This is a genomic window from Pseudomonas sp. FBCC-B545 (assembly GCF_059134095.1).
Genome location: NZ_CP101441.1, coordinates 4,976,103 through 4,998,579 on the forward strand (window position 1 = coordinate 4,976,103; position 22,477 = coordinate 4,998,579).

The following is a 22,477-nucleotide window of genomic DNA, read 5'->3' on the forward strand; positions in this document are numbered from 1 at the left end:
TGGGGGTTTTCAGGATTTTCAAAAGACAATGTGTCTTGGGAGCTACAATTTTTGTAGCTTGCTACAAACAAGATGAGTGCTTGCGCGGAGGCGAGGGTTTGCGCGTTCATGCGCGCCTGTCCACCTTAGGAAAACGCACCATGTCCAAGCTCACATCTGCTGTATTCACCGGTCTACTTGGGCTGTGCAGCGCTTCCAGTGCCGCGTGGGCGGACGGCATCAGCGGCGACGTGGGCGCAGGCCTGAGCTATCAGCCCCATGACCCCAGCGGCAGCCGCTACGAAACCCGGCCCGTGCCCTACCTGGACCTGGACTGGGGAGACGTCAGCCTGAGTACCGATGACGGCCTGACCTGGAGCGCGCTGAACAGCCACGGCATCACCGCCGGCCCCTATATCAACTACCTGGCGGGGCGTACTTCCAACGGCGAGTTGCAGGGTTTGCGCAACGTGTCGGACATGGCCGAGGCCGGCGGTTTTATCCAGTACGCCCCGGCCGATTTCTGGCGCGTATACGCGCAACTGGGCCAGGCCGTGGGCGGCGGGCATTCCCAGAGTGGCACCCTGGGCAAAGTCGGCGGTGAATTGGGCTACCCGCTGGGTGGCGGGATTATCGGCAGCAGTGGCCTGGTGGCGCATTTTACCGATGCACGCCAGGCCAACACCTACTTCGGCGTCGACAGCAACGAAGCCGCCGCCACCGGCTTTCGGTCCTACAACGCCAGCGGCGGTTTCCAGAACGTGACGCTGAGCCAAAGCTTCGCCTTCCCCCTGGCGCCCCACTGGTCCCTGCTGACCAGTGCCAGCTGGGTGCACCTGGTGGGCTCGGCAGCCAAGAGCAGTATCGTCAAGCAGGCTGGCGACGTGAATCAGGGGCAAGTGCAGACGGCGATCAGCTACACCTTCGATTAAAGCCAGAGTAAAAAGCAGGTATAGATCAGCCTGATGTAAGAAAATCAAAATGTGGGAGGGAGCAAGCCCCTCCCACATTTTGAACTGAGTCCGACATACCGGCCCACTCAGCTCTCCTCCCCCTCCGCCAACAACACAATCCCCGCCACAATCACCACCACGCCCACCCAATGCAACAGGCTGATGTGCTCCCCCAACCCCAACCACGACCCGAGCAACACTGCCACGAACACCAGCGAACTCAAGGGAAACGCCAAGGACAAACTGCTGCGCCGCAGGATCAGCATCCACACAAAAAACGCACCGAGATAACTGGCAATCGCCGCCAGGATCCCCGGGTTGCGCGCCACGTCAGCCAGCCACTGCCAGGTGAAATCCATCTGGCCCAACTGATCACCGGCCACCTTGGTAAACAACTGCCCGGCGCTTTCGGTCGCGATCAACAGCGCCCACAACACCAGGGTGCCGAGGCGTCCATGCAACCAGCCCGTATCGATAGTCTGCGTCGTCATGCCTGGCTCCCCGCAATCGCCACCAACATCACGCCCAAGGTAATCACCAGCGTGCCCACCCAACGCCTCGGGCTGACGGTTTCCTTGAGCACTACCCTGCCCGCCAGTACCACCAGGCAATACGCCAATGCCGCCAGCGGAAACAACAGGCTCAACGGCGCACGGGACAACGCCTCAAGCCAGACGAAAAACTCGATGACATAGGCCCCGACCCCGGCCCAGAGCAGCGGCGCATTCAATACCTGGCCCCAGAATGCGCGCAGGCGAAAGCCGCCATCGAGCTGGGGCAAACGGTCTACGCCCAACTTGAAACACAACTGGCCAATCACATCGAGAACGATGGAAAAGGCCAGCAACAACACCACGGTCAGGGTCATGGGAACAGCTCCTCAAACAGGTCGATCAAGGCTTCATTGGTCGCGGCATTGCGCTGCAGATCCTGCGCACTCCAGCGCTCCGGTGGCGGCTGGTCGGACTTGGCTTCCCAGCGCTTGAACGCGTTGCTGAACGCCGGCACAGCGAACTCACCGCACACATCGATACCAATGATGCGTTTATGCACCGCCAACGCCCGCAGAGCCTGGAGCAAATGGGTCAGGCGCATGCCGCCCTGGTCCCAGTTGGTGGCAGCGTCTTCGCTGGCCAGCACATCTTTGTCGATGGTGATCCAGATCGCTTCGGTGGGCAGGCTGGCGATCATCTGGTCGAGGAACGCTGCCCAGTCCAGGTCCGCCAGGTTGCGCCAATGCAGGTGGTTTTCCTGTTGCTGGTGGCCGGCACCGTCGCCGACCCGGCCCCAGACTTTCGACGGCGGATGCTGCCAGGGAAACAACTGCAAGTGGCCGCGCTTGAGGGCACCGAGGTTGCCGCCGCGCAATTGCGGGTTATGCAGGTCATCACTGCACGGGCCGAGGGTCACGATGCGTTTGATCGCCGGCATCTTCAGCGCACGGTTGACCCACGAACCACAGTGGCGTTTGGGTGCAAAGCGCACCCAGTCGGGGTGGTTGTCGAAGTGGATCAGGCTGATGGGTTCTTTCAGGTCGGCCAAAAAGGCCGGTGTGAGATGGTGATAGTCGCCGGAGCCGACAAACAGGATCTCCGGGCGCGCGTCCATGGGCCGGGGCCGTTGGGCCAGGCGCGCAACAAAGCGCTTCCAGGTTTTTTCGGTGGCCCACAAACGCAGTTTCGGGCCCAGGTCCAGCAGATCAAGGCGCGTGGCCCGGCCGCTGGCCAACCGCCGGGCAATCGGGGCCTGGCCGGTGAGGCTGTGGTCGAGGTCAAGGATATTCAAGGTAATGTTTCACCCCTAATGGCAGCGCCCAACCGCAGGCCGGCTGGGCTTCAGGGGGGTAATGCAAGGGGCGGGCCAGGGCTATGAGACCTGCATAGATCAAAATGTGGGGGCTTGCGCCCTCTTCTCAAACTTCAAGTAATCTACTGATTTTAAAGAGTTAAAATTTAGTCTTAACGCCGGATATTTTGGAGTCGGCCCAGGTTGCTGCGCGACGGCGCCACGTCGGCGATGTGACCGGGTTGTTGGGTTGTTGGGGCGAGTACATATCCGTTGCTTAGGTAACGGCTACTATAGGTTCCGCCCTTACGGCGGCTCACTTTGCAAAAGCGGCAAAGTAAGCAAAACGCTCTTGCCCCACCACTCGGCACCTCGCCCAGGCTCGGTGTGCCCTCTCTCCGGCTTGAAACCGTGGGCCGCCGTCATGGGCCATCCTTGGCCCAGGACGGCTAACCCGGCGTCCTGCCGGGTTACCCACGGTTTCAAGCCTGCGTTCGGCCAGCGTGGTTTAACGGGGCGCCTGAGATCAAGATCAAAAGCGACTCGCTGCGCATCGCAGATACGCTGGCGGCGCTTGTGCTTTTCTGTGGGAGCGGGCTTGCCCGCGAAAAACTGGAGGGCGCCGCGTTTATCCTGATTTCCTGCGCCATCGTTAACGACCATCGCGGGCAAGCCCGCTCCCACAGGGGGTACGCGCACGCCTCGACGATCAGGTCGGCTCTAAGGCCGCCTCGCTGTGTTTTTGATCTTAGGCGCCCCGTTAAACCATGCTGGCCGGAATTCGACAGGGATTTGGGGGGTAAACCGGCAGGGATGCCGGTTTAGCCGCCCCGCGCCATGGAGGGCGCGTGGCGGCGGCCCCCCAAATCAATGTCGGATTACGGGCACACCGAGCCTGGGCGAGGTGCCGAGTGGTGGGGCATGTACGGGACAACCACATGGGTTACAAAAAAGTATCTCTACATAGGTGACACTTTTATCGAAACGTACCCGTTCTTTGCCTCTCTAGCATAGACCCGGCCTAGGATCACCGGACCGAAGATCACCTCCCATATATCATCACCAATCATCTCCATTCCAATGGTCTGATGCTTAAGCACATTAGCGATGTAAATTCGCAGACCTGATCGATTGATAATTCCATTGCTGTCAGTCAGGTAACACTCTACGTGGCTTGGATAACTCATTTCAGGTAGCTTTTCTGGGTAAGGCCGGGTCGAGGGCGAATAGCAGGAAGCAGGCGTTTTTTGATCAAGCGCCTCGTGCCCTCGCTCATAATTGTAGTGCTGCATAAAGCGGTTAAAGTGTTTCTGCTGAGCTTCCCAAGGAGTCGCTGGCGGTTGTGGCAGGGTGCTTTTCAGCGTTCGGTGCATGCGTTCGTGACGCCCATTCTGATCTGGTCTGCCGGGTTCAATTCGCTCAGGAATAATCCCTAACCGCAGCCACCAGATCGACAGCTGCGATAAGCCGGCCTGGCCCGTACTAGCAAATGGCACGCCGTTGTCTGTCCTGATGCGTTCCGGTAAACCGTACTCGCGAAAAACCCGTTCAAAGGTCTGTTGAGTTTCCTTGAAGTTAGTGCTGGGCATGCTCTGACAGGCCAGTAGGAAACGGCTGGCGTGATCCATGATCGTCAGCGGATAGCACCAAACCCCCGCGCCTGTCAGAAACTGGCCCTTATAATCAGCGCTGAATAGCTGATTAGGCGTTTCCGCCTTGCTCAAGGGTTTGGGGTAGACCGCTACACGCCGCCGAATGCGTTGGGGCGTAATCAGGTCAGCTGCTTTGAGGATGTTGTAGATGGTCGTTTTTGACGGTGGATCCTGATCCGGAAAACGCTTGAGCAAGTCATTCTGGATTTTCTTCGGCCCTGGAGTCGTTTCTCCGATAGAGCGAAGCTCAATGATTGCCTGCCTGACGGCAACAGGCACTACATAACTCTGATTGTGTCGACGACGACTGCGCTCCTCTAGCCCGCCTGGCCCCTCAGATTCGTATCGCTCGACCCATTTGTAACCAGTCTTTCGACTGATCTCATAGTCGCTGCACAGTTTGCTAAAGGTGTGTTTCCCCTCCAGATAAGAGGCTATGAACATCACTTTAAGATCCATTGGTTTCAGCTCATTCCAGGGCACGGTCAGATCCTCTCGAAGTCAACCGTGCTAGTTAATAACTGTTACCTATGTGCGTGAACTGATTTGTAACCCATGTGGGTGAGTCATACCGGGCAAGAGCGTTTTGCTTACTTTTGCGCTTTTTCAAAAGTGAGCCGCTGTAAAAGCGGAACCATAAGTGGCCGTTGCCCAAATAACGGATATGTACCCAGGACGAAAACCAACATCCTGCTCGGCTGTCAGGCCGCCACGGAAGCAAGCTCTCTAGTTTGCTGCGCGACAGCGTCACATCGAAGATGTGGTGGGGACTCCCACATTTTGATCTGTGCTCGGCTTTGGCTTTAGTTTTTAGCGTCTTCGATGATCTGGCGAATCGCCCCAACGAAGGCTTCAGCCGGCTGGCCGCCGCTCACCGCATATTGGTCGTTGAACACGATGGTCGGCACCGAGGTCACCCCACGGGAGACCCACAGTTGCTCCTGTTCGCGGACTTCGGCAGCGTATTCATCAGAGGCAAGAATCTCGGCGGCGCGCTTGAGGTCCAGGCCGACGCTTTCGGCGATGATCGCCAGGGTCGCGTGGTCTGAAGGGTCCTGTCCATCCGTGAAATAAGCCTTGAACAGCGCTTCCTTGAGGTTGTACTGCAAACCTTCCAGCCCGGCCCAATGCAGCAGGCGGTGGGCATCGAAGGTGTTGTAGATGCGGCTCTGGCCATCGGTGCGAAAAGCAAAGCCCAACGCTGCGCCCATGTCACGGATACGCTCGCGGTTGGCCTGGGATTGTTCAGGCGTGGAGCCGTATTTCTCAGTGATGTGCTCAACGATGTTCTGACCGATGGCGGGCATGTCCGGGTTCAGTTCGAACGGCTGGAAATGAATCTCGGCCTGCACCTCGGTGCCCAACTGGTCCAGGGCTTCGGTCAGGCCACGCAGGCCGATGATGCACCAGGGGCAGGACACGTCGCTGACGAAATCGATTTTCAGGGGAGTACTCATGCAGACAACCTCGCTGGCATTAATGTGCGCCATAAAGGTTGCACGATACACCAACTTCACAACAGCTTCGCAGGCTCGCCCAGGTCAATCTGCGCCCAGTGCGCGGCATCTTCGCGATGGGCTTGCAAATACGGCAATACCGCAGCCAGCAACGGCGCCTTGAACGCTTCCTGGAAACGATGGGCCAGGCCGGGAATCAACTTCAACTGGCTGCCTTGAATATGCGCGGCCAAGTGTACGCCATGCATCACCGGCAACAACGGGTCAGCAGTGCCATGCACCACCAGGGTCGGCACCCTCAGTTGGTTGAGCAACGGCACACGGCTGGGCTCGGCGAGGATCGCCATGATCTGGCGCTTGACGCCCTCGGGGTTGAAGGCACGGTCGTAGGACAGCGCCGCCTGCTGCAACAGTGCCTGGCGATCATCCTGCACATCCGGGCTGCCAAGGGCAGCGAGCAAATCCGCCTGTTGTTCCAGCGCCACTTCACGATTGGGCGCACTGCGCCGTGACAGTAATTTCACCAGCGCCGCATTCGGCGCCGGCAGGCCCTCGGCACCGGAACTGGTCATGATCAGCGTGAGGCTTTCCACCCGCTGCGGCGCCATCGCGGCCAGGTGCTGGGCGATCATGCCGCCCATGCTCGCGCCCAGCACATGGAATTGCCGGACCTGCAACGCATCCATCAAGCCCAGGGCATCATCGGCCATGTCCGTCAGGGTGTAAGGCGCAGCCACCGGCAAGCCGAGCTTGTAGCGCAGCACTTCGAACGTCAGGTTCGCACTGGCGGGGGCCTGGCGCCAAGTGGACAGGCCCACGTCACGATTGTCATAACGGATGACCCGAAAACCTTGTTCGCACAAGGCCACCACCACTTCATCGGGCCAGTGGATCAACTGCCCGCCCAAGCCCATCACCAGCAGCAGGGCCGGGTCGGAGGCACGGCCGATACTCTGGTAGGCGATGCTTACCTTTTCCAGGTCGACCGTTTGGGTCGGGACATTGACATCACATCGAGACGCCGCAAAAGACGGCAGGCCGAATAAGAGAGCGGCCAGTAAAAACAACACGCGCATGAAAAACACCAAAACGCAGAACCCCAGTAGAGCGCGAGTCTGATGAAGTTTGTTCAAGCGCGCTGCCACAGTTCCATGACAGTTTAATGAAGATCGCTCAGCGGTCGTGTCGATAGCTATATGACGCCAGCCGCCTCCCATGCCGCCCTCTAATGGGAGATTGAAATCATAGAGCGACTCAACACCATGACTGATCCCACATTCGCCCCGCAGGCGCGTCCGCTGCTGCAGCGCAACATCGACGAAACCCTACTGTGGGATGCAACGCTACGTTGGCAGGATTGCCACCGCGAGATGCTCGCGCTGATGACCGGCATCCCGAGCGTGCGCAGCTCCATCAACCGACTCCTCAGGGAGCAGCTGCAACTGGACGGTGAGCAGGTGGTACTGGAGTTTGCCGCCACCGCGCAACGCGGCCGCAGCCGGATCTCCCTGACCGAAGCCTGCCTGTACATGCAGCAACATCCCGGCATGGATACCGCGCAGGCACCCCAGGGCAGCCTCCTTTATTTGCCGGCGCAGCACACACTGGCGCAGTACAGTGTCGCCCAGTGGCTGGACGAGTTGAAAAGCCTGGACCTGGAACAGGCCATCGATGACAACTGGCTGCGGTATTGGCGCACGGAGCGCGCGCCCTATACGCCGGTGACGTGCCTCAAGCGTGCATTCGAACTGTACCGGGCTCACTTCGAGGCCAGCGCTGAACGATTGCTGGCCGAAGGCAAGGTCAATGCCGAAGTCCTCGCACCGGTGTTTTTCCTGCTGCACCCAACGGCAGCCGAAGGCCCGCCCCTCTATGTCGAACAGGTGCTGCTCAAGCCCGCCGATAACCGCGCCATTGCCCTGCCCGGCGCCTGGGTGCTGAGCGTGGATGACGAGCAACCGGTCAACCAGCTTTTGTACCTGCCGACCCTCGCACCGGTGTGGCATACCTTCACCCAGCGCGCGGACATGGAACGTTGGCTGCTCGATCGGCAACAGGCGTTGTTTGCCATCACCGCAGGCGACCCCCTGGCGACCATTGAGTACAAGCTCAACACCAAGCCGCTGGAGGCCGGCATCAGTCTCTGGCTCACCCAGTTGGCCAAGGCGCAATACCAGAACGCGATCAAGCCCGTGGCCGACGTCACGCTCGACAATGCCTTCCTGGCGCGCCTGCACGTCGATCAACTCGATGCCCGGCACCATCCGCTGTTTTCCAAGGCGCCATCGCTGCCGGAGGCAGACCCCGGCACATTTGCGCAGCAGGAGTTCCCGCAGTTCGGCCACCTGAATAATACGGTTGATGCTGCTCAGCGCATGGCCCTGATACAGCATTACCGCAACGCCCTCGAAAGCGTGCTGGCCGACGAAATGGCCGCCGGCCCAAACGGCACACGCTGGCTGTCCCTAAAGGAACAAATGGATGACTTGAAAGTGCAGCGCAAGGCCGCAGAGCAAGCGGCCCGTGCCATGTTGAAACGGCGCCCGCTGGACCTCACCACCCTCAACCGCCACTACACCGCACTGTACCAGGCGCGTATGCAGGGAATACGGATCGAAGCCCGGATCCAGCGAAGCCTGGAGCAGATCAGCGACGAAGACCTGCAACAACTCGAAAGCGCCTTGGATACACCCAAGCCGAATGTCGCAGCATTGGCGCTCTCCATCACCCAGTCCGGCACCTCCAACCGTACCGAACTCAAAGGCCCCCTGGTCTTCCTGCCGCCATCAGACCGGCAGACACCCACCGGCACACATTTCATTTACTGGCCCGGCAGCGACGGCGCCTTGCAGCGCTTTGCCTCAAGGCAAGCCCTGGAAGAAGGCCTGTTCAGAATCCAGCCCGAGGATGAGGTGCTGGCCCTGCACTTCGTCGCACTGGCCGAAGACCCGTTCGACTACAGCCTGCGTAGCCAGCAAACCGCCTTTGAAGAACAGGCCACACGGTTGCGCCAGACCTGGTCCGCCCACGAGCACGCGGCACGGCTGGCCGGTGAGCTGGAAAACCTGTGCGAACAGACCTTGCCGACCCTGTTGATACCCGATAACTCAGCCCGTGAAGCGGCGTTTCTACAGCTGCTTGAGCAACACAACAGTCGCTTGCTGACCGAGCAATTGCCGACCTGGTTACTCACTCAAACCCCCGATGACCGGGAAGCGCTCAAGACACTGCTCGACGCCTATATTTACGCGTTGAAACGCGCCCAGGCGCTGATGGATCGCTCTTTGTTATCGCGCGACGTGTTTGTGCGCCAGCAAGTCGATGCACGGTTGCGCAAGGATTTCGCCCTCGACAAAGGCTTTACCGTGCAACTGGAGCTGCCCGATACAGTCGCGCAAAAGCGCGATATCGTTGCCGGTGCCGCGCCGGGGACGCCGGTAAAGACTATTGATGTACCCAGCGCCAAGCGCAGCAGAATGTCCGTGGAAGAACTGGCGTTGCGCAACATCGGCAGCGACATCAGCCTGCGCCTGGGCTTCATGAGTACAAAGGTGACCGCCGACGACCCCACTGAACTGGCCACCCTCAGGGCCGGTGTCACCGCGGCCTACCTGGCGAGCACAGTGCCCGATCTCAACCTGGCCAAGCGCTATGAAGACCTGATCCTCGAAACATTCAGAGGGTTCACGCGAGAGTCCGCGCACCAGAAAAAATACCGTCGCGAATGTCTGATCGAACCCTGGCGCTTGACGCTCAAGGCCCAGGGCCTGCTCGCACGCATGCAGAACCACATCAACTCCAACGAGTTGCGCCTGCTGAACATTGCGATCGATGCCGATACTCACGCGGCCTGGAATGTCGACGGCCAACGTATCAGCCTGCTGCCGGCCCACCTGAGTGCAGGCGGCCAAGACACCCAGGAGCAAAGCCCGATCACGCTGTCGGGCATCACCTTCATTGAGGAAAGGAATTGCGGCAAGACATTGCTCTATTTGCCTGAGGCGCCCGACCAGCGTTGCCTGCGCAGTTACGCCAGCCTCAACCAGGCGCGCCTTGCCCTGTTTGAACTGTGCCGCCTCGACAGCATGGTGGAATACGTGGCAGGCCGCGCGATCAAGGGCGACGTGCGGGCACACATCAGTCGCATTGACCAGGCCACCGTCAAAGGCTACGACGCAATGATCCAGGCCGGCGTGCCTTGGCCGGCCAGCACCTCGCTGGCCGCCCATCAACTTGATGCCCATATGGGCCGGCTGATCGAAGCCAATCGCAATGACGCGCGCGCCAACGCGGACCTGGCCCATGAAAAATACGCACTCAAGCGCGGCAAATTGTTCAACGGCATCAAGATCGCCCTGAACGTTGTGCCGTTTATCGGCACCGCCATGTCCCTGGTCGACGCGACCACCAGCCTGTATCAAGCGGTAGCGGCATTCCAGCGCGGCGAAACCGCCCATGGCATCGATCAATTGGCCTCGGTATTCGACTGCCTGGTGTATGCCGCCCTGGATGCCCTGACCCTGGCCGCCGCGCCCGGTGCACGAGCCAGCAAGGCCAGCCAGTTGACCCACGCTCGCCAACTGCAACCCGTCTCCCGCGCAAGCTTCTGGCGCTCGCTGAAATCGCACCAGGGCACCACCACCCGCCAGCGCTTCGCCGGGTATGAACATCCTGAGCCCCTTGACCCAGGCTTATTGCAACCGGTGCACAGCGGGCCTTACCGGCACACCTTGCGCCACACCTCGGGAGAGCATTTCATTTTCAGTGAAGGGCGCCATTTCAAAGTCAGGTTCGACGCCACCACCCACGAAATGCGCCTGGTCGCCGGCGGCAAATACTATTCACCGGCCATTGCCCTGGACCACGCCCTGCAATGGGACACTTATTCGGCCCTGCACGGTGGGCACCTCACCGGTTATTCAGGGGGCAGCCGGCGACCTGGGCGCGGGTCACGTCGCCCAGGCTCTGCGGTGCCGGCCGCTGTGGAACGCCAGACTCCCCCCGCAGTGGCCAACGTCAACCAGCAGCGCCAGGCCAGGCTGGGGGAGATCAACCGGCTGACGCGAGAGTTCGACGCACAGGTGGTGGAGACCAGCCGGGCAGTGAAGCGGCTTGACGACCAATTCGCCATTGCCACCGACGCCGCCGGCACGGTCCAAAGGTTCGAGGAAACCAGCGCGCTGGACTCGCTGTTGGCCAGTGACATCGAGAAAGGCAAGCGACTGTACGCACTGAACGAAACAGCCGCGGGGTTCGACGGCAGCACCTTGCGCCAGGACATCGCCCAGAATCAGAGTCGCAACGCCCATGTTGTGAGTGATCGCTTGCTGAATCAGGCACTCAACGCCAATCGACGAATGCTCAACGCGCAGGACCAGATCCTGGACCTGTCGGCACGCAAGCAGGCGATGCGCGCTTTCGGCCCTGAACACCAGGCGGCTGAAGCGGCGATCAAACGGCTGCGAAGCGCAATGATCGATGACCTGAACCGCATGAGCAGCCTCCTGGATGAGCTGGATACCTGGACCCCGCGCATCACGGTGCCGTCCAACAGGGCACAAGTCACCGATCTTCTGGAAAAGCTGCGCAAACAGCACACCCCACTCAACCTGTTGACGATGAAAGCCGGGCACATACTGCAAAACCTGCACGGCCCACGTAACCCTGCAGATCTGACGTGGGTGTACCAGGAACTGGTGCTGCATGAGGCCATGAAAAAGCTGGATCGCACCCTGGTCACCCACCTGCAACTGCCCCAGGCCAACATCAGCAGGGCCCAGCGCAATCTGGCACTGCAGAACATCCTTGAGGTGTATAAGCAATTTCATCGTGACCTGACGGCCTGGAGTGTCAGCTCACCGGGGCATTTTGACGCGCCTCAGGTGCAGTCCATGCTGGACAACCTCAACCAATTGGTAAAAACCGCCCGTCAAGGCATCAAAAAGGCCCACACCCAGCCACCGGCCTCGGCCACCAAGACCACCTTTGAAACCGAGGATGGGCAACTGCTGATAGGTACCGAGCAGCCCAAACAACAGCAATCGCCCAGACGGTTCATCGTCAGCGACGAAGCCGGAAACCCCGTGGAGGTATGGGACCAACTCGCCAACAACGACCAGTTCCGCCTGAACACTGCGCTGAGTCAGCCGACACCAGTGCCCCCGACGCTGTCCAGCAACATCACGACGGTCGCCGCTGAGGCCCGTACCCGCTTGAACGGGGTGGATGTCTATGAAAATACGGTGCGGTCCTACAAAACCATGGAACCGGTCAGTGTCGAACACATGCTGGTCAGTGAAGCCAAGGCCCTGGAAGCACGCGCCAACAAGGTACATGCCCTGGACGCCAACCATACGTTGATCGAACCGCTGCGCAGCCGAGCCACCGCACTCAGGAACGCCGGTCGGGATTTACGCATCGAACGCACGTTGGCCAGTAAGATGCCGAGCGAGGGCTACCTGGACTACCTGATTGAGCACAACCGAGTGGAAATTCGTAAAGTCGGGACCCGACGCGAGCTGAAGCAAAAACGCCCCGACGGCACCACCGATTACCTGCAGGAGTACGCGATCCACGACCGCCAGGCCCCGGACACTCCGGTATGGTATGCGCACTTTCACTACACGCTGGCCGACTCGGCGCTCGACAGTTTTGCCAAGGCGCATTTGAAAATACCGGATCAACGTTACCTGGGTCTGCATTGGCAAATGGCCGCCGAAGGACGCGGTGTAACCTTTGCCGACCTGAAGATCTGGCGCGGCAACATCGGTAAGCCGATCGCCAACAAGCATTTCAGCGTGGCCCAATAGCCGCATAGTAAACGGTGAACAAACATGAGCAGAACTCAATGGGTTAACATTGAACGCAAATTCTGCTCATGGAGGCCATCGTGCTGGAAATCCGTCATCTCAAGACCCTGCACGCCTTGCGCGAGGCCGACAGCCTGGTGGAAGCCGCCGAACGCCTGCACTTGACCCAGTCCGCCCTGTCTCATCAGTTCAAGGAACTGGAAGAGCGCCTGGGCATGCCGCTGTTCGTGCGCAAGACCAAGCCGCTGCGCTTCACCAGCGCCGGCTTGCGCCTGCTGCAACTGGCCGACGCTACCCTGCCGTTGCTGCGTGGCGCCGAGCGTGATATTGCGCGTTTGGCCGGCGGCACCGCCGGGCGTCTGCATATGGCCATCGAATGCCACAGCTGCTTCCAATGGCTGATGCCGACCATCGACCAGTTCCGCGATGCCTGGCCGGAAGTCGAGTTGGACCTGGCCTCCGGCTTTGCCTTCGCGCCACTGCCGGCCCTGGCCCGCGGCGACCTGGACCTGGTAGTGACCTCCGACCCGCTGGAATTGGCCGGTATCACCTACGTGCCGTTGTTCACCTATGAGGCCATGCTGGCGGTGGCCAACCAGCATCCGCTGGCGAACAAACCCTACATCGTGCCCGAAGACCTGCTCACCGAAACCCTGATCACCTACCCGGTGGAGCGCGACCGCCTGGATATCTTCACGCGCTTCCTGGAACCCGCCGACGTCGAGCCGGCCCAGGTGCGCACCTCGGAACTCACGGTGATGATGATGCAACTGGTGGCCAGCGGCCGCGGCGTGTGCGGCATGCCCCATTGGGCCCTGCATGAATACAGTTCACGCGGCTACGTGAAGGCCAAGCGCCTGGGCGAGAAAGGCTTGTTTGCGACGCTGTATGCCGGGATCCGAGCGGACATGCTGGACGCGCCGTATATGCGCGACTTCCTGCTGACGGCCAAGGACACGTCGTTTTCTACGTTGGATGGGGTCAGCGCGGTGCGTTGAGCATGTCCTTACCCCTATGACGGGCTCACGGCGCCCCGCGATCCAAATGTGGGAGGGGCGGTGCGACGATTCGACTTGCCCCCGATGGCGGCCTGACAGCCGACCAGGATGTTGGATCAGACCGGGTACATATCCATTGCTGCGGTAACGGCCACTTAGGGTTCCGCTTTTACAGCGGGTCACTTTTGGAAAAGAGCCCCAAAAGTAACCAAAAAGGCTCTTGCCCCACCACTCGGCACCTCGCCCAGGCTCGGTGTGCCCGTAATCCGACAGGGATTTGGGGGGCCGCCGCCACGCGCCATCCATGGCGCGGGGCGGCTAAACCGGCATCCCTGCCGGTTTACCCCCCAAATCCCTGTCGAATTCCGGCCAGCGTGGTTTAACGGGGCGCCTAAGATCAAGATCAAAAGCAGGTCAAGATCAAGAGCAGGTCAAGATCAAGAGCGGCTCGCTTCGCATCGTGGTTACTGACGGTCGCTACGTCAGAGTTGTGTAGATACCCATGCGCATCGCAAGCCAGCTCCCACATGTGGATAGAGGTGCATCAGCTGGATACTCGCTACATGCCGCCTGCCCTCACATCGACCCAATTGCTCGCTTCAGGCCGGCGTTGTCAGTGAAGCGCGGTAAAACGGCAGGATATGGTCACGGGTCAACGGCGCCAACTGCAAGCCGCCGTCGCCGGCGGGGTCGATCCAGCGCACTTCTTCGATCTCCGCGGCTGGGTTTACTGCCACGTCGATCCGTAACTGGAACATCTGGGCTTCGACGATAAACCCTGGCTCGTTGGCGGCCGGCCCGGAGAATGTGCCGATGTACGTGGCTTTACTTGGGTCGATATGCAGGTCCAGTTCTTCGCGCAGCTCACGGGCCAGGGCTTGCACCGGCTGCTCGCCCGCATCGATCTTGCCGCCAGGTTGCATGAAGGCTTGGGTGCCGCGTTTACGCACCAGCAGGGTTTGGCCGTCGCTGCCGATCAGGATGGCAGCAGCAATGCGGATAGTCTTGGACATGGAACACCCCAGGTTCTGAAAGTCGCCAAGGATCCCATGGGCTTGCTGCCCACACAACCTTCTGCCCGGATGTGGCCGACATACATGCACCGCCGGCCCCATCACCGGCCACCCTAGACTCGCACACTCCTATAGCCCCGGGTGCGCCGCTCCGATGGCGCACCGAGCCCCTTTTGAAGAGTTTGCCCATGCATATTTCATTGCCGCCTACCCAGGAACCCTCGGCTGACGAACCTCAGGCCGATGGCACGCCTGCCGCGACCGCAGAGCCGGTGACGCTGCCCGTGGTTCCGCCGCCTTCGCTGTCCACAGACGCACAGTTGGCCCACCTCATCCGCGCCCTCGACACGCTCAATACCCAGACCCAGCAACTGTTACAGCAACAACCGAGTGTGGGCGGTGTGTACCAGCAGACATTGGCCGAGATATTCCCCGAGCTGCATCGGCCCATCGATCCCAACCAGATCTTTTACAGCCGCTATCGCGAAGGCCAGGACGGGCAAATGCAGCTGCTGTCGTGCGAAACGTTGGGCACGCTGCTCAACAGGCTGCGCGCACCGGACGCAGAGGCGTATCTGGCGACCCAAAGTGGCGCTTTCTACCGCGAACCCGACACCCTGGACGCCGACAAACGCCTCACTCCCACCGCCCAGACCGCCACCCTGCCCGGCCGATTGGAAGTCGCCATCAGCCTGAGCCTGAACACCTTCTGGCGCAGCGACCAGCCACCCCAGGCCAGCCCGCAAGCGCAACTGGTCGCCCTGCGTCGGCAGGTGCTGGCCCATCAACTGGCCCTGCGCGTCCTCGACGCTACGTTGTCGGCCAACGCCCAGGCACTGGCAGAAACGGTGCTCAAGTACCCCAGTGACGCGGCGCGGGAACTGGCGCTACCCGTCGGCAGCAGGCCCGCGGCGTTCAGGCTGACGCTCGCAGATGGCGGTGAGTTTGCCGGGGCATTTATCCTCAGCCTCACCCAGGGCGCACGCCCAACGGGCAGCGTGGTGCTGTACAGCCCGGGCGAGGAATACGAGGAATTCGACGACCTGCAGCACTTGAATGACACCGTCGCAGCACGCATCCAGGACGGCGGGCCGGCCGCAACGCTGCTGGTAGCCAGCCTGCCCACAGCCGCCCGCAACGGCCTGGGCGGCCTGCCGGTATTGGCCAGCCAACCGATGCGAATCAGTGCCGACGTGATTGCTGACAGTGTCCACTCACTGCGCATACGCCAATATCATGCTGCCCGTCATGCGGTGCGCAGTGAGGTGTTGCCCCAGGCAGGCGAACTCGACGCGGCCGCCGACCTGGCCCCGCAATTGGATGTGGCCACTGCCTTCGCCGCACGCAACCTGCGCCTGATAGACGCCGAACCCGCCTGGTTGAAGACCGCCAGCGTGCAGGATCAGGCGCGGTACCGGCAATTAAACAAGGCGCTGCTTGATAGCAACCTGGTGCTGTTCCCGCTGCTGGAAGCGATCTCGAACCTGCAAGCGTTCTCCGAAGCGCAGACCGACAAGGTGTTGAAAAGACAAAAACCCATTTATGCCGACGTGGAGATCGACCCCTACAGAAGCCTGGTGCATCTGCGTGCATCCGCAGAACTTGGGTCGAGGTCGGCCGAGGTGCGCGGATATCGTGATGCGGCCAGCGGTATTGTCTACGTCAGCGAAGACCCCAGGATCAACATCCCGCACTCCCTGCAAGGCAAGCAGGTGAGGTGGGGCACCTGGCGCACCTCGACCCTCGTCGACCTGCGCACACTGGCCAGTTATGCCCGCCGTAATGTCGAGTCGTTCTCCGTGGCAAGCTTGCTCACGAGAATCAGCGCCAGCGCCGATATTGTCGACACCGCCGGCGTGCATCGAGGCAAGCTTGGCGATGAAGATTTGCGCGCGCTCGCCCAAGAGGCCGACATTGGCCAGGGCTACGCCACCTACCTGCGTAACGCGTTCGCACCGGATGGCGCGGGAAACATCTTTGCGGCAGCCTGGCAGGCGGCCTGCGCGGCGCAACTGAACAAGGATGCCTTGGAGAGCCGGCTCAACCCTGATGCCGACGCACTGTTTACCTTTCAGACCCCCGGCAGTGGGCGCGACTGGATAAAGGCCGTTGCCGAACACCCCGAGTCGACCACCCGCCCCCGGATCAGCGATCACGAGATAGAGGTCAACCTGCTGGTCATGGGCGGTGCGCAGGCCAGGGGCCAGGGCGGGCAGGTGGTCAATCGCGTGCTGGTGATCCATCGCAAGGGCACCAGGCCTGACGGTGTCAGCCTGCTATATACGCCGGACGCCCCGGATGGCATGCCCTTGCGTGAACTGGCCAAGGGCCTGGCGGAACTCGACACGCTCAAGGTCAGGGCCGAGTGGCAGGCCTACTTCAGGCCACGCATGGCGACCCAGGATGCCGAGGAAATCAAGCGGATCTTCAACGATACCCGTGGTGTGCATCGCTATGCCTTGATGCCCATCCACGGGAATCTCCACGCGTACCTGTATTCGGCGCAACTGGGGTTTCAACTGGCTCACGCCGACTTCCGCTCACGCAGTAACGCCGAGGTCTCCCGTGAGACGGCAGTGAACGCCTTTATGCTGGGCGTGGAGGTGGCAGATACCCTGCTCGGCCTGGTCCCCGGCAAAGCCACCCTGGCGCTGCTGCGCCGCGGTATCCAACGCGGGCTGGGCCTGGCCAGGCAACTGGGGCGGCGAATACCGGGGCTGGCGAAAACAATCGGCGCGGGCTACAAAACCCGCCTCACGCTGGCCGCTGCCTCCGTGCGCCCGCTGGAACCTGCCTGGGTCGATGTGGTGCCGTATCGGTTACCGGAGCAGATCGAGCCATTTTTCAATGTCGCAGGGTTTGCCCAAGCCAACCGCTACACGCTGTCACGCCAGACCGGCAGCGCACCGTATTTTTTTGACAAGCACAATAACCAGCGGATCGCGATGCGCGATCAAACGGGCCGCTATCACCTGTATCAATCCTATGTCGAGGACGGCGCACGCTATGTCAGCGACCCGGCAGGCACCAGGGCCAATTTCATGGTCGTGCCAGGCGATGCCAAGGGCTGGAAACCGCGATTCGAACGCAACGCCCAGGGCGGCGGGTCCATCCTCGGCGCCCTGCGCCCGCTCACCCCTGAACAGCAAGTGGACGCGGACCTGATCCTGGCCATGCAAGTCTACGCCACGGAAGCAGAGATGCGGGTGTTCGAAGAGGTCATCAGGCAAACCAGCGCCGCGCAAAAACTTAATTTCATCACCCGCGCACGCCAGCAGCTGGGTGCTAATGTGGATGAGGCTGAGTTTCGCCGCTGGCTGTCCAGACCCTACAGCTTGAGCACAGCCAATCAACAAAAACTACGCACGTCCGTACTGACCCTGCGCTTCGACCTGGCCGCATTCGAACACATTCATAAGTCGACCCGCAGCCTGACACCACCGCTGTCCGCCGCAGACAAGGATGAACTGTTCAAGCAGGTCAAACGGCTGATCGGCAAGAACGATAATTTCGCCAAGGAGATCCGCACCTCGATCTCCATCATCGACCCTGATACCGAGGCGCAATTCGTCGGCTACGCCATCACGCAAAAACATCAGAATGCGATGGAGCGGTTTGCGCACAAATATGAGCTCTACACCTGGCAACAGACGGCGATGAATGAGTTCATCAACGAACCTGCACGGCGCGCGCTGATCATCGAGTTGGCCGCCAACAGCAACATTGCCCGCGAACAGGCTGCGCACCAGTTCTTGTTACGGCCCGATGTAAACAAAACCCTGGAAGAGTTCATGAAGGATACCTTCAAGACCAAACTTGCCCGGCTTCAGGTCACTTCCTATTCAGAAGACTTCAAGCAATCCGGCGTGCCCTATATCGCCATGTCCCGGGGCAAACACGACGCAGACGCTGGCATCACCATGGTCGACAGCCGCACCGTCACGCAATTCGAACGGGAGTTGCCCAAATTCTCCACGCCCCTGGAATTTGAAGTACCCCGCGTTCAAACCCACAGGACCCAACGGCCGAAGCCGGCCCAGCCGACGGTCGCAGAAGCCATCCCCGTCCGCGACCCGGACATCAATATCGTGAAGCTGGATGACCTGGCGCAAACCCAGAAAAAACTCCTGCCCGACAGCGCCATTGCCAAGCTCGAACAGATCATCCAGGACATCCAGGCCGGACGCCTGAGCCGCAAGCGGATCAACAACTACACCTATGTTGATCTACCCCAGGTACAGCCCGGCTCGGGGCGTGGTCTGTGGCGGGTGGCGATAGAGCAAAACGGCAAGGAAGGTGGCAAGGATGTCTATATCATCAGGGGCGTCTTCGACTATCACGGCAGCAAGCACGTGGCCTGGGGCGTGTAGCCACGAAACCGCTACGGCAGGGGCAGCGGCGGCACTTCATCGGGCACCCGGATAAACACACTGTACTTGGCGCCCTCCATGGCTTCGAATGCGATCAGCTTGTCCACCAGTGGCAGGTTCAGTACCTTGCCGGCATTAAGCAACAACATGCCATTGTCGGCATTGAGGTTGCGCGCCAGGACCATGCCCTCGGCGAGTTCGCGAGTACTCATGACCTTGACGTTGGGGTCGCCCAGGGTCACGTCGCTGAGAAACGTGGCGCAGGCCAGCACGAAAGACTCGACCATTTGCGGGTCGTAAAGGCGCCCGGCGTACTTGCGGATATACAGCAGCGCTTCGTCACTGTTCAAATGCCGCTCGAGGATCAGGCCTTTTTGCAGCTCGATGAAGTCCACCGCCAGTTTCAGCAGGCGCGAACCAGCGGGGATCGCCTCGCCCTTGAGGTGATCGGGAAAGCCGCTGCCGTCCCAGCGCTCCTGGTGATGACGAATGATACGCGCGGCATCCTTCATCGGTTCCAGGGTCATCAACAGCGACTCGCTCTGCGTCGGGTACTCGCGGTACAGCCCGCGGTCGGTACTGTGCAGTCTGTCCGATGGCGCGATCATCATGCTGTCGGTCCAGCTCAACTTGCCGATGTTGTACAACGCGGCGGCCATGGTCAGGTCGCGGGTACTGGCTTCGTCCATGGCCTGGCTGGCGCAGTACACGCGGATCAGCTCGATCAGGGCGCGGTTGGTCTGCTTGTCCTTGGGTAAGCGCAGGTTGGCCAGCAACGAGAACACTTCGGTGCCGGTCACGTAGCTGCGCTTGAGCTCGTCGTAGGCCAGGTCGAGCATGTCGGCGGTCTGCTGCAATTCAGCGGTACGCGCCACCACGCGTTTTTCCAGCGTAGCGTTGAGTACCTTGAGCTGCTCGTTCTGCCCGTGGGCCAGGCGTTGCAAGCGTTGATGCTCGAGGACTTGCTGCAACACCAGCGGCAGCTCCTCATCATTCCAGGGTTTGCTGATGTAGCGGTGGATCTGCCCGTCGTTGATTGCCTTGATGATGGTGGTCACGTCAGCGTAGCCGGTCAGCAGGATACGACCGGTGGCGGGATACAGACGATGCACCTCGGCCAACAGCGTTGCCCCATCCATGCCGGGCATGCGTGCATCGCTCATCACCAGGTCAATGGGCCGAGCGGCCATGATCTCGAGGGCCTGGGCACCACTGGTCGCCAACACCACGTCGTAGGGCTGGCTACGCAGCAGGCGGCGCAGGCTGTTGAGAATCGACTCTTCATCGTCCACAAGCAGCACAGCCGGCTTGGTAGCGAGTGGTTCATCCATGGTAACTCTGCCTTTAATAAAACCAAGTTGGGCTACATTGAGCCGTTGTATCGTGCCGTGCTCCGTCGCTGACGGGCCTCATACAGCAATCGCTGTTGATTTGACGCCAACTGGCCGTCGATATCAAGGGAGCTCGACTATGCTGTCATAGTCAGTTCGCGCCCCGCTCGAGCGAGGACCAGGGAAGGAAGCGTTATGCTATCAAGCCGTTTGCCACTACCGAGCACATCATGAACGCCAAGGCTGCGCGGGCCAACCGCCGCATTCTGATCGTGGATGACACCGCCTCGATCCACCAGGACTTTCGCAAGATCCTGTGTGCCGATCAACAGGGTGAGCAAACCCTCGACAGCCTGGAGTCCACCCTCTTTGGCACAACTGCGCCGGTGCGCCTGGGCTTCGAGCTTGATTCCGCCTACCAGGGCGAGGAAGCACTGGCGCTGGTGAACACAGCCCTGGCCGCCAATGCCCCCTACGCCATGGTATTTATCGATATGCGCATGCCCCCTGGCTGGGATGGCCTGCAAACCATCGAACAGCTGTGGAAGGCCGACCCCAACCTGCAAATCGCCTTGTGCACCGCCTATTCGGACTATTCCTTCGAAGCCATCGAAGCGCGGTTGAAATACGACGACCAGTTGCTGATCCTGAAAAAGCCCTTCGACCCCCTGGAAATCCGCCAGATGGCCAGCGCCCTGACCTGGAAATGGCAGCTGGCCCAGGATGTAGCCCTCAAGGTGATCGGCCTGGAACGCACCATCGAGGAACGTGTGCAGGAGTTGCTCAAGGTCTCGCATTTGTTGCAATACGACGCGCTCACAGCCTTGCCCAACAGCACATTGCTGGGTGACCGGCTGACCCAGGCGATCGCCTTGGGCCGGCGGCACGATACACAATTGGCGGTGATGTTCCTCGGGCTCGACCGCTTCAAGCGCATCAACAACGCCCTGGGTTACCCGGTGGGCGACGAACTGCTGCAGCAGGTCAGCCAAAGCCTGGCGACGACGGTGCGGGCCTCCGACTCGGTGTTTCGCTATGGCTCCGATGAGTTCGTGATCCTGCTCAACGACATCCAGCATCCCCAGCAAACCCAGCATATTGCGCAGAAGGTGCTCAAGGCGGTCAGCGTGACTCGCCACGTGGCGGGGCATGACCTGAGTATCACCGCCAGCCTGGGGATCAGTATCTGCCCCAATGACAGCGCCCATGCGGTGGCGTTGATCAAGCATGCGGAAACTGCCATGCACACCAGCAAGGAGCGTGGCCCGAACGACTTCAGTTTCTACACCGAAGACATGAACCGGCGCGCCCAGCACCAGCAACACCTGGAAAGCGCGCTGCGCCAGGCCCTGGAGCGGGATGAATTCACCCTGCACTACCAACCCAAGCTGGCGCTGAAAACCGGGCGCATCGTCGGTGCCGAAGCGCTGGCCCGCTGGTTCCAGCCGCGTGCAGGCTGGATCAGCCCGGCGGACTTCATTCCGGTTGCCGAAGACAGTGGGCTGATCGTGCGCCTGACCCAATGGGTGTTGCGCCAGGCTTGCGAACAAGCCCAGGCATGGCGGGCCATGGGCCTGCCGCCCTTGCCGATCTCGGTGAATATCTCGGCCATCGACTTCCGCCAGCGCGACTTTGTTGACAACCTGGCCGCCATCCTCCAGCACACCGGCCTGCCACCTACCCTGCTGGAACTGGAGATCACCGAAAGCGTACTGATGCAAAACGTCGACGCCACTGTGGATAGGTTGCACCGGATCAAGGCCATGGGCGTACGCCTGGCCCTGGATGATTTCGGCACCGGCTACTCCAGCCTCAGCTACCTGCGGCGCTTTCCCATCGACGTGCTGAAAATCGACCAGTCCTTCGTGCGCGGCCTGAGTGTAAATAGCCAGGACGCACAGCTGATCAGCGCTATCATCGGCATGGGCAAGAGCCTGGAGCTGAACATCATCGCCGAAGGCGTGGAAACCGTTGAACAGTTGAAATTCCTGCAAGCCCAGCAGTGCGAGGAAGGCCAGGGTTTTCTCTTCAGCAAGGCATTGCCGGCCGACGACTTCGCCCAGTTGCTGCAAGCGGGTGGCGCAACACTGATGCCCGATCAATAACCCAATGCTTGCAAGGAGTGCCTGC

Annotated in this window: 13 protein-coding genes; 5 read left to right on the top strand and 8 right to left on the bottom strand. The window is 60.7% G+C overall.

The window, feature by feature from the left end:
- The first annotated feature begins 140 nt into the window (after positions 1-140).
- Positions 141-911, top strand: a complete 771-nt coding sequence (locus tag NMB39_RS23120) for a MipA/OmpV family protein (RefSeq protein WP_057021803.1) — start codon at positions 141-143, stop codon at positions 909-911.
- Positions 912-1,018: 107 nt separating this feature from the next.
- Here NMB39_RS23120 and NMB39_RS23125 read toward each other — a convergent pair whose 3' ends face one another.
- The 6 genes from NMB39_RS23125 to NMB39_RS23150 form a co-directional block, all read right to left on the bottom strand.
- On the bottom strand, positions 1,019-1,423 hold the full coding sequence (locus tag NMB39_RS23125) for a transporter (RefSeq protein WP_494340022.1): 405 nt from the start codon (positions 1,421-1,423) through the stop codon (positions 1,019-1,021).
- Positions 1,420-1,800, bottom strand: coding sequence for a DMT family transporter (locus NMB39_RS23130; protein WP_198721541.1), 381 nt, complete (start codon positions 1,798-1,800; stop codon positions 1,420-1,422). The genes NMB39_RS23125 and NMB39_RS23130 overlap by 4 nt, the downstream gene beginning before the upstream one ends.
- Positions 1,797-2,717, bottom strand: a complete 921-nt coding sequence (locus NMB39_RS23135; RefSeq protein ID WP_494340021.1) for an arginase family protein — start codon at positions 2,715-2,717, stop codon at positions 1,797-1,799. Before NMB39_RS23135 ends, NMB39_RS23130 begins: the two co-directional genes overlap by 4 nt.
- 959 nt (positions 2,718-3,676) lie before the next feature.
- Entirely contained in the window at positions 3,677-4,852 is a 1,176-nt protein-coding gene (locus NMB39_RS23140; protein WP_494339235.1) for an integrase core domain-containing protein, read from the bottom strand.
- 320 nt (positions 4,853-5,172) lie between these two features.
- Complete coding sequence (locus tag NMB39_RS23145; protein WP_057021779.1) at positions 5,173-5,826, bottom strand: DsbA family oxidoreductase; 654 nt, start codon at positions 5,824-5,826, stop codon at positions 5,173-5,175.
- A 56-nt stretch (positions 5,827-5,882) separates the two neighbouring features.
- On the bottom strand, positions 5,883-6,902 hold the full coding sequence (locus tag NMB39_RS23150) for an alpha/beta fold hydrolase (protein WP_057021416.1): 1,020 nt from the start codon (positions 6,900-6,902) through the stop codon (positions 5,883-5,885).
- A 186-nt stretch (positions 6,903-7,088) separates the two neighbouring features.
- Between NMB39_RS23150 and NMB39_RS23155 the strand changes: the two genes are divergently transcribed.
- Complete coding sequence (locus tag NMB39_RS23155; protein WP_494340020.1) at positions 7,089-12,635, top strand: dermonecrotic toxin domain-containing protein; 5,547 nt, start codon at positions 7,089-7,091, stop codon at positions 12,633-12,635.
- An 80-nt stretch (positions 12,636-12,715) separates the two neighbouring features.
- Complete coding sequence (metR, locus tag NMB39_RS23160; RefSeq protein ID WP_043051677.1) at positions 12,716-13,633, top strand: transcriptional regulator MetR; 918 nt, start codon at positions 12,716-12,718, stop codon at positions 13,631-13,633.
- A gap of 599 nt (positions 13,634-14,232) precedes the next feature.
- On the opposite strand, the gene NMB39_RS23165 is transcribed toward metR, so the two are convergent.
- Positions 14,233-14,646 carry an NUDIX hydrolase gene (locus NMB39_RS23165; RefSeq protein WP_057021417.1) on the bottom strand — a complete coding sequence of 138 codons (414 nt, stop codon included), beginning with the start codon at positions 14,644-14,646 and terminating at the stop codon, positions 14,233-14,235.
- A 188-nt stretch (positions 14,647-14,834) separates the two neighbouring features.
- On the opposite strand from NMB39_RS23165, the gene NMB39_RS23170 reads away from it, so the two are divergent.
- Positions 14,835-19,016, top strand: coding sequence for a hypothetical protein (locus NMB39_RS23170; RefSeq protein WP_494340019.1), 4,182 nt, complete (start codon positions 14,835-14,837; stop codon positions 19,014-19,016).
- A gap of 11 nt (positions 19,017-19,027) precedes the next feature.
- Here the strand turns inward: NMB39_RS23170 and nosR are convergent, their stop codons facing one another.
- On the bottom strand, positions 19,028-20,347 hold the full coding sequence (nosR, locus tag NMB39_RS23175; RefSeq protein WP_306957204.1) for a response regulator c-di-GMP phosphodiesterase, NosR family: 1,320 nt from the start codon (positions 20,345-20,347) through the stop codon (positions 19,028-19,030).
- A 230-nt stretch (positions 20,348-20,577) separates the two neighbouring features.
- Between nosR and NMB39_RS23180 the strand changes: the two genes are divergently transcribed.
- Positions 20,578-22,452 carry a putative bifunctional diguanylate cyclase/phosphodiesterase gene (locus tag NMB39_RS23180; RefSeq protein ID WP_494340018.1) on the top strand — a complete coding sequence of 625 codons (1,875 nt, stop codon included), beginning with the start codon at positions 20,578-20,580 and terminating at the stop codon, positions 22,450-22,452.
- Positions 22,453-22,477 lie beyond the last annotated feature (25 nt).

Bases quoted from the DNA above. Each gene is read 5' to 3' on its own strand.
- NMB39_RS23165 (WP_057021417.1), bottom strand. From the start codon at position 14,646: ATGTCCAAGACTATCCGCATTGCTGCTGCCATCCTGATCGGCAGCGAC.
- NMB39_RS23150 (WP_057021416.1), bottom strand. From the start codon at position 6,902: ATGCGCGTGTTGTTTTTACTGGCCGCTCTCTTATTCGGCCTGCCGTCT.
- nosR (WP_306957204.1), bottom strand. From the start codon at position 20,347: ATGGATGAACCACTCGCTACCAAGCCGGCTGTGCTGCTTGTGGACGAT.
- NMB39_RS23125 (WP_494340022.1), bottom strand. From the start codon at position 1,423: ATGACGACGCAGACTATCGATACGGGCTGGTTGCATGGACGCCTCGGC.
- NMB39_RS23120 (WP_057021803.1), top strand. From the start codon at position 141: ATGTCCAAGCTCACATCTGCTGTATTCACCGGTCTACTTGGGCTGTGC.
- NMB39_RS23145 (WP_057021779.1), bottom strand. From the start codon at position 5,826: ATGAGTACTCCCCTGAAAATCGATTTCGTCAGCGACGTGTCCTGCCCC.
- NMB39_RS23130 (WP_198721541.1), bottom strand. From the start codon at position 1,800: ATGACCCTGACCGTGGTGTTGTTGCTGGCCTTTTCCATCGTTCTCGAT.
- NMB39_RS23180 (WP_494340018.1), top strand. From the start codon at position 20,578: ATGAACGCCAAGGCTGCGCGGGCCAACCGCCGCATTCTGATCGTGGAT.
- NMB39_RS23170 (WP_494340019.1), top strand. From the start codon at position 14,835: ATGCATATTTCATTGCCGCCTACCCAGGAACCCTCGGCTGACGAACCT.
- NMB39_RS23155 (WP_494340020.1), top strand. From the start codon at position 7,089: ATGACTGATCCCACATTCGCCCCGCAGGCGCGTCCGCTGCTGCAGCGC.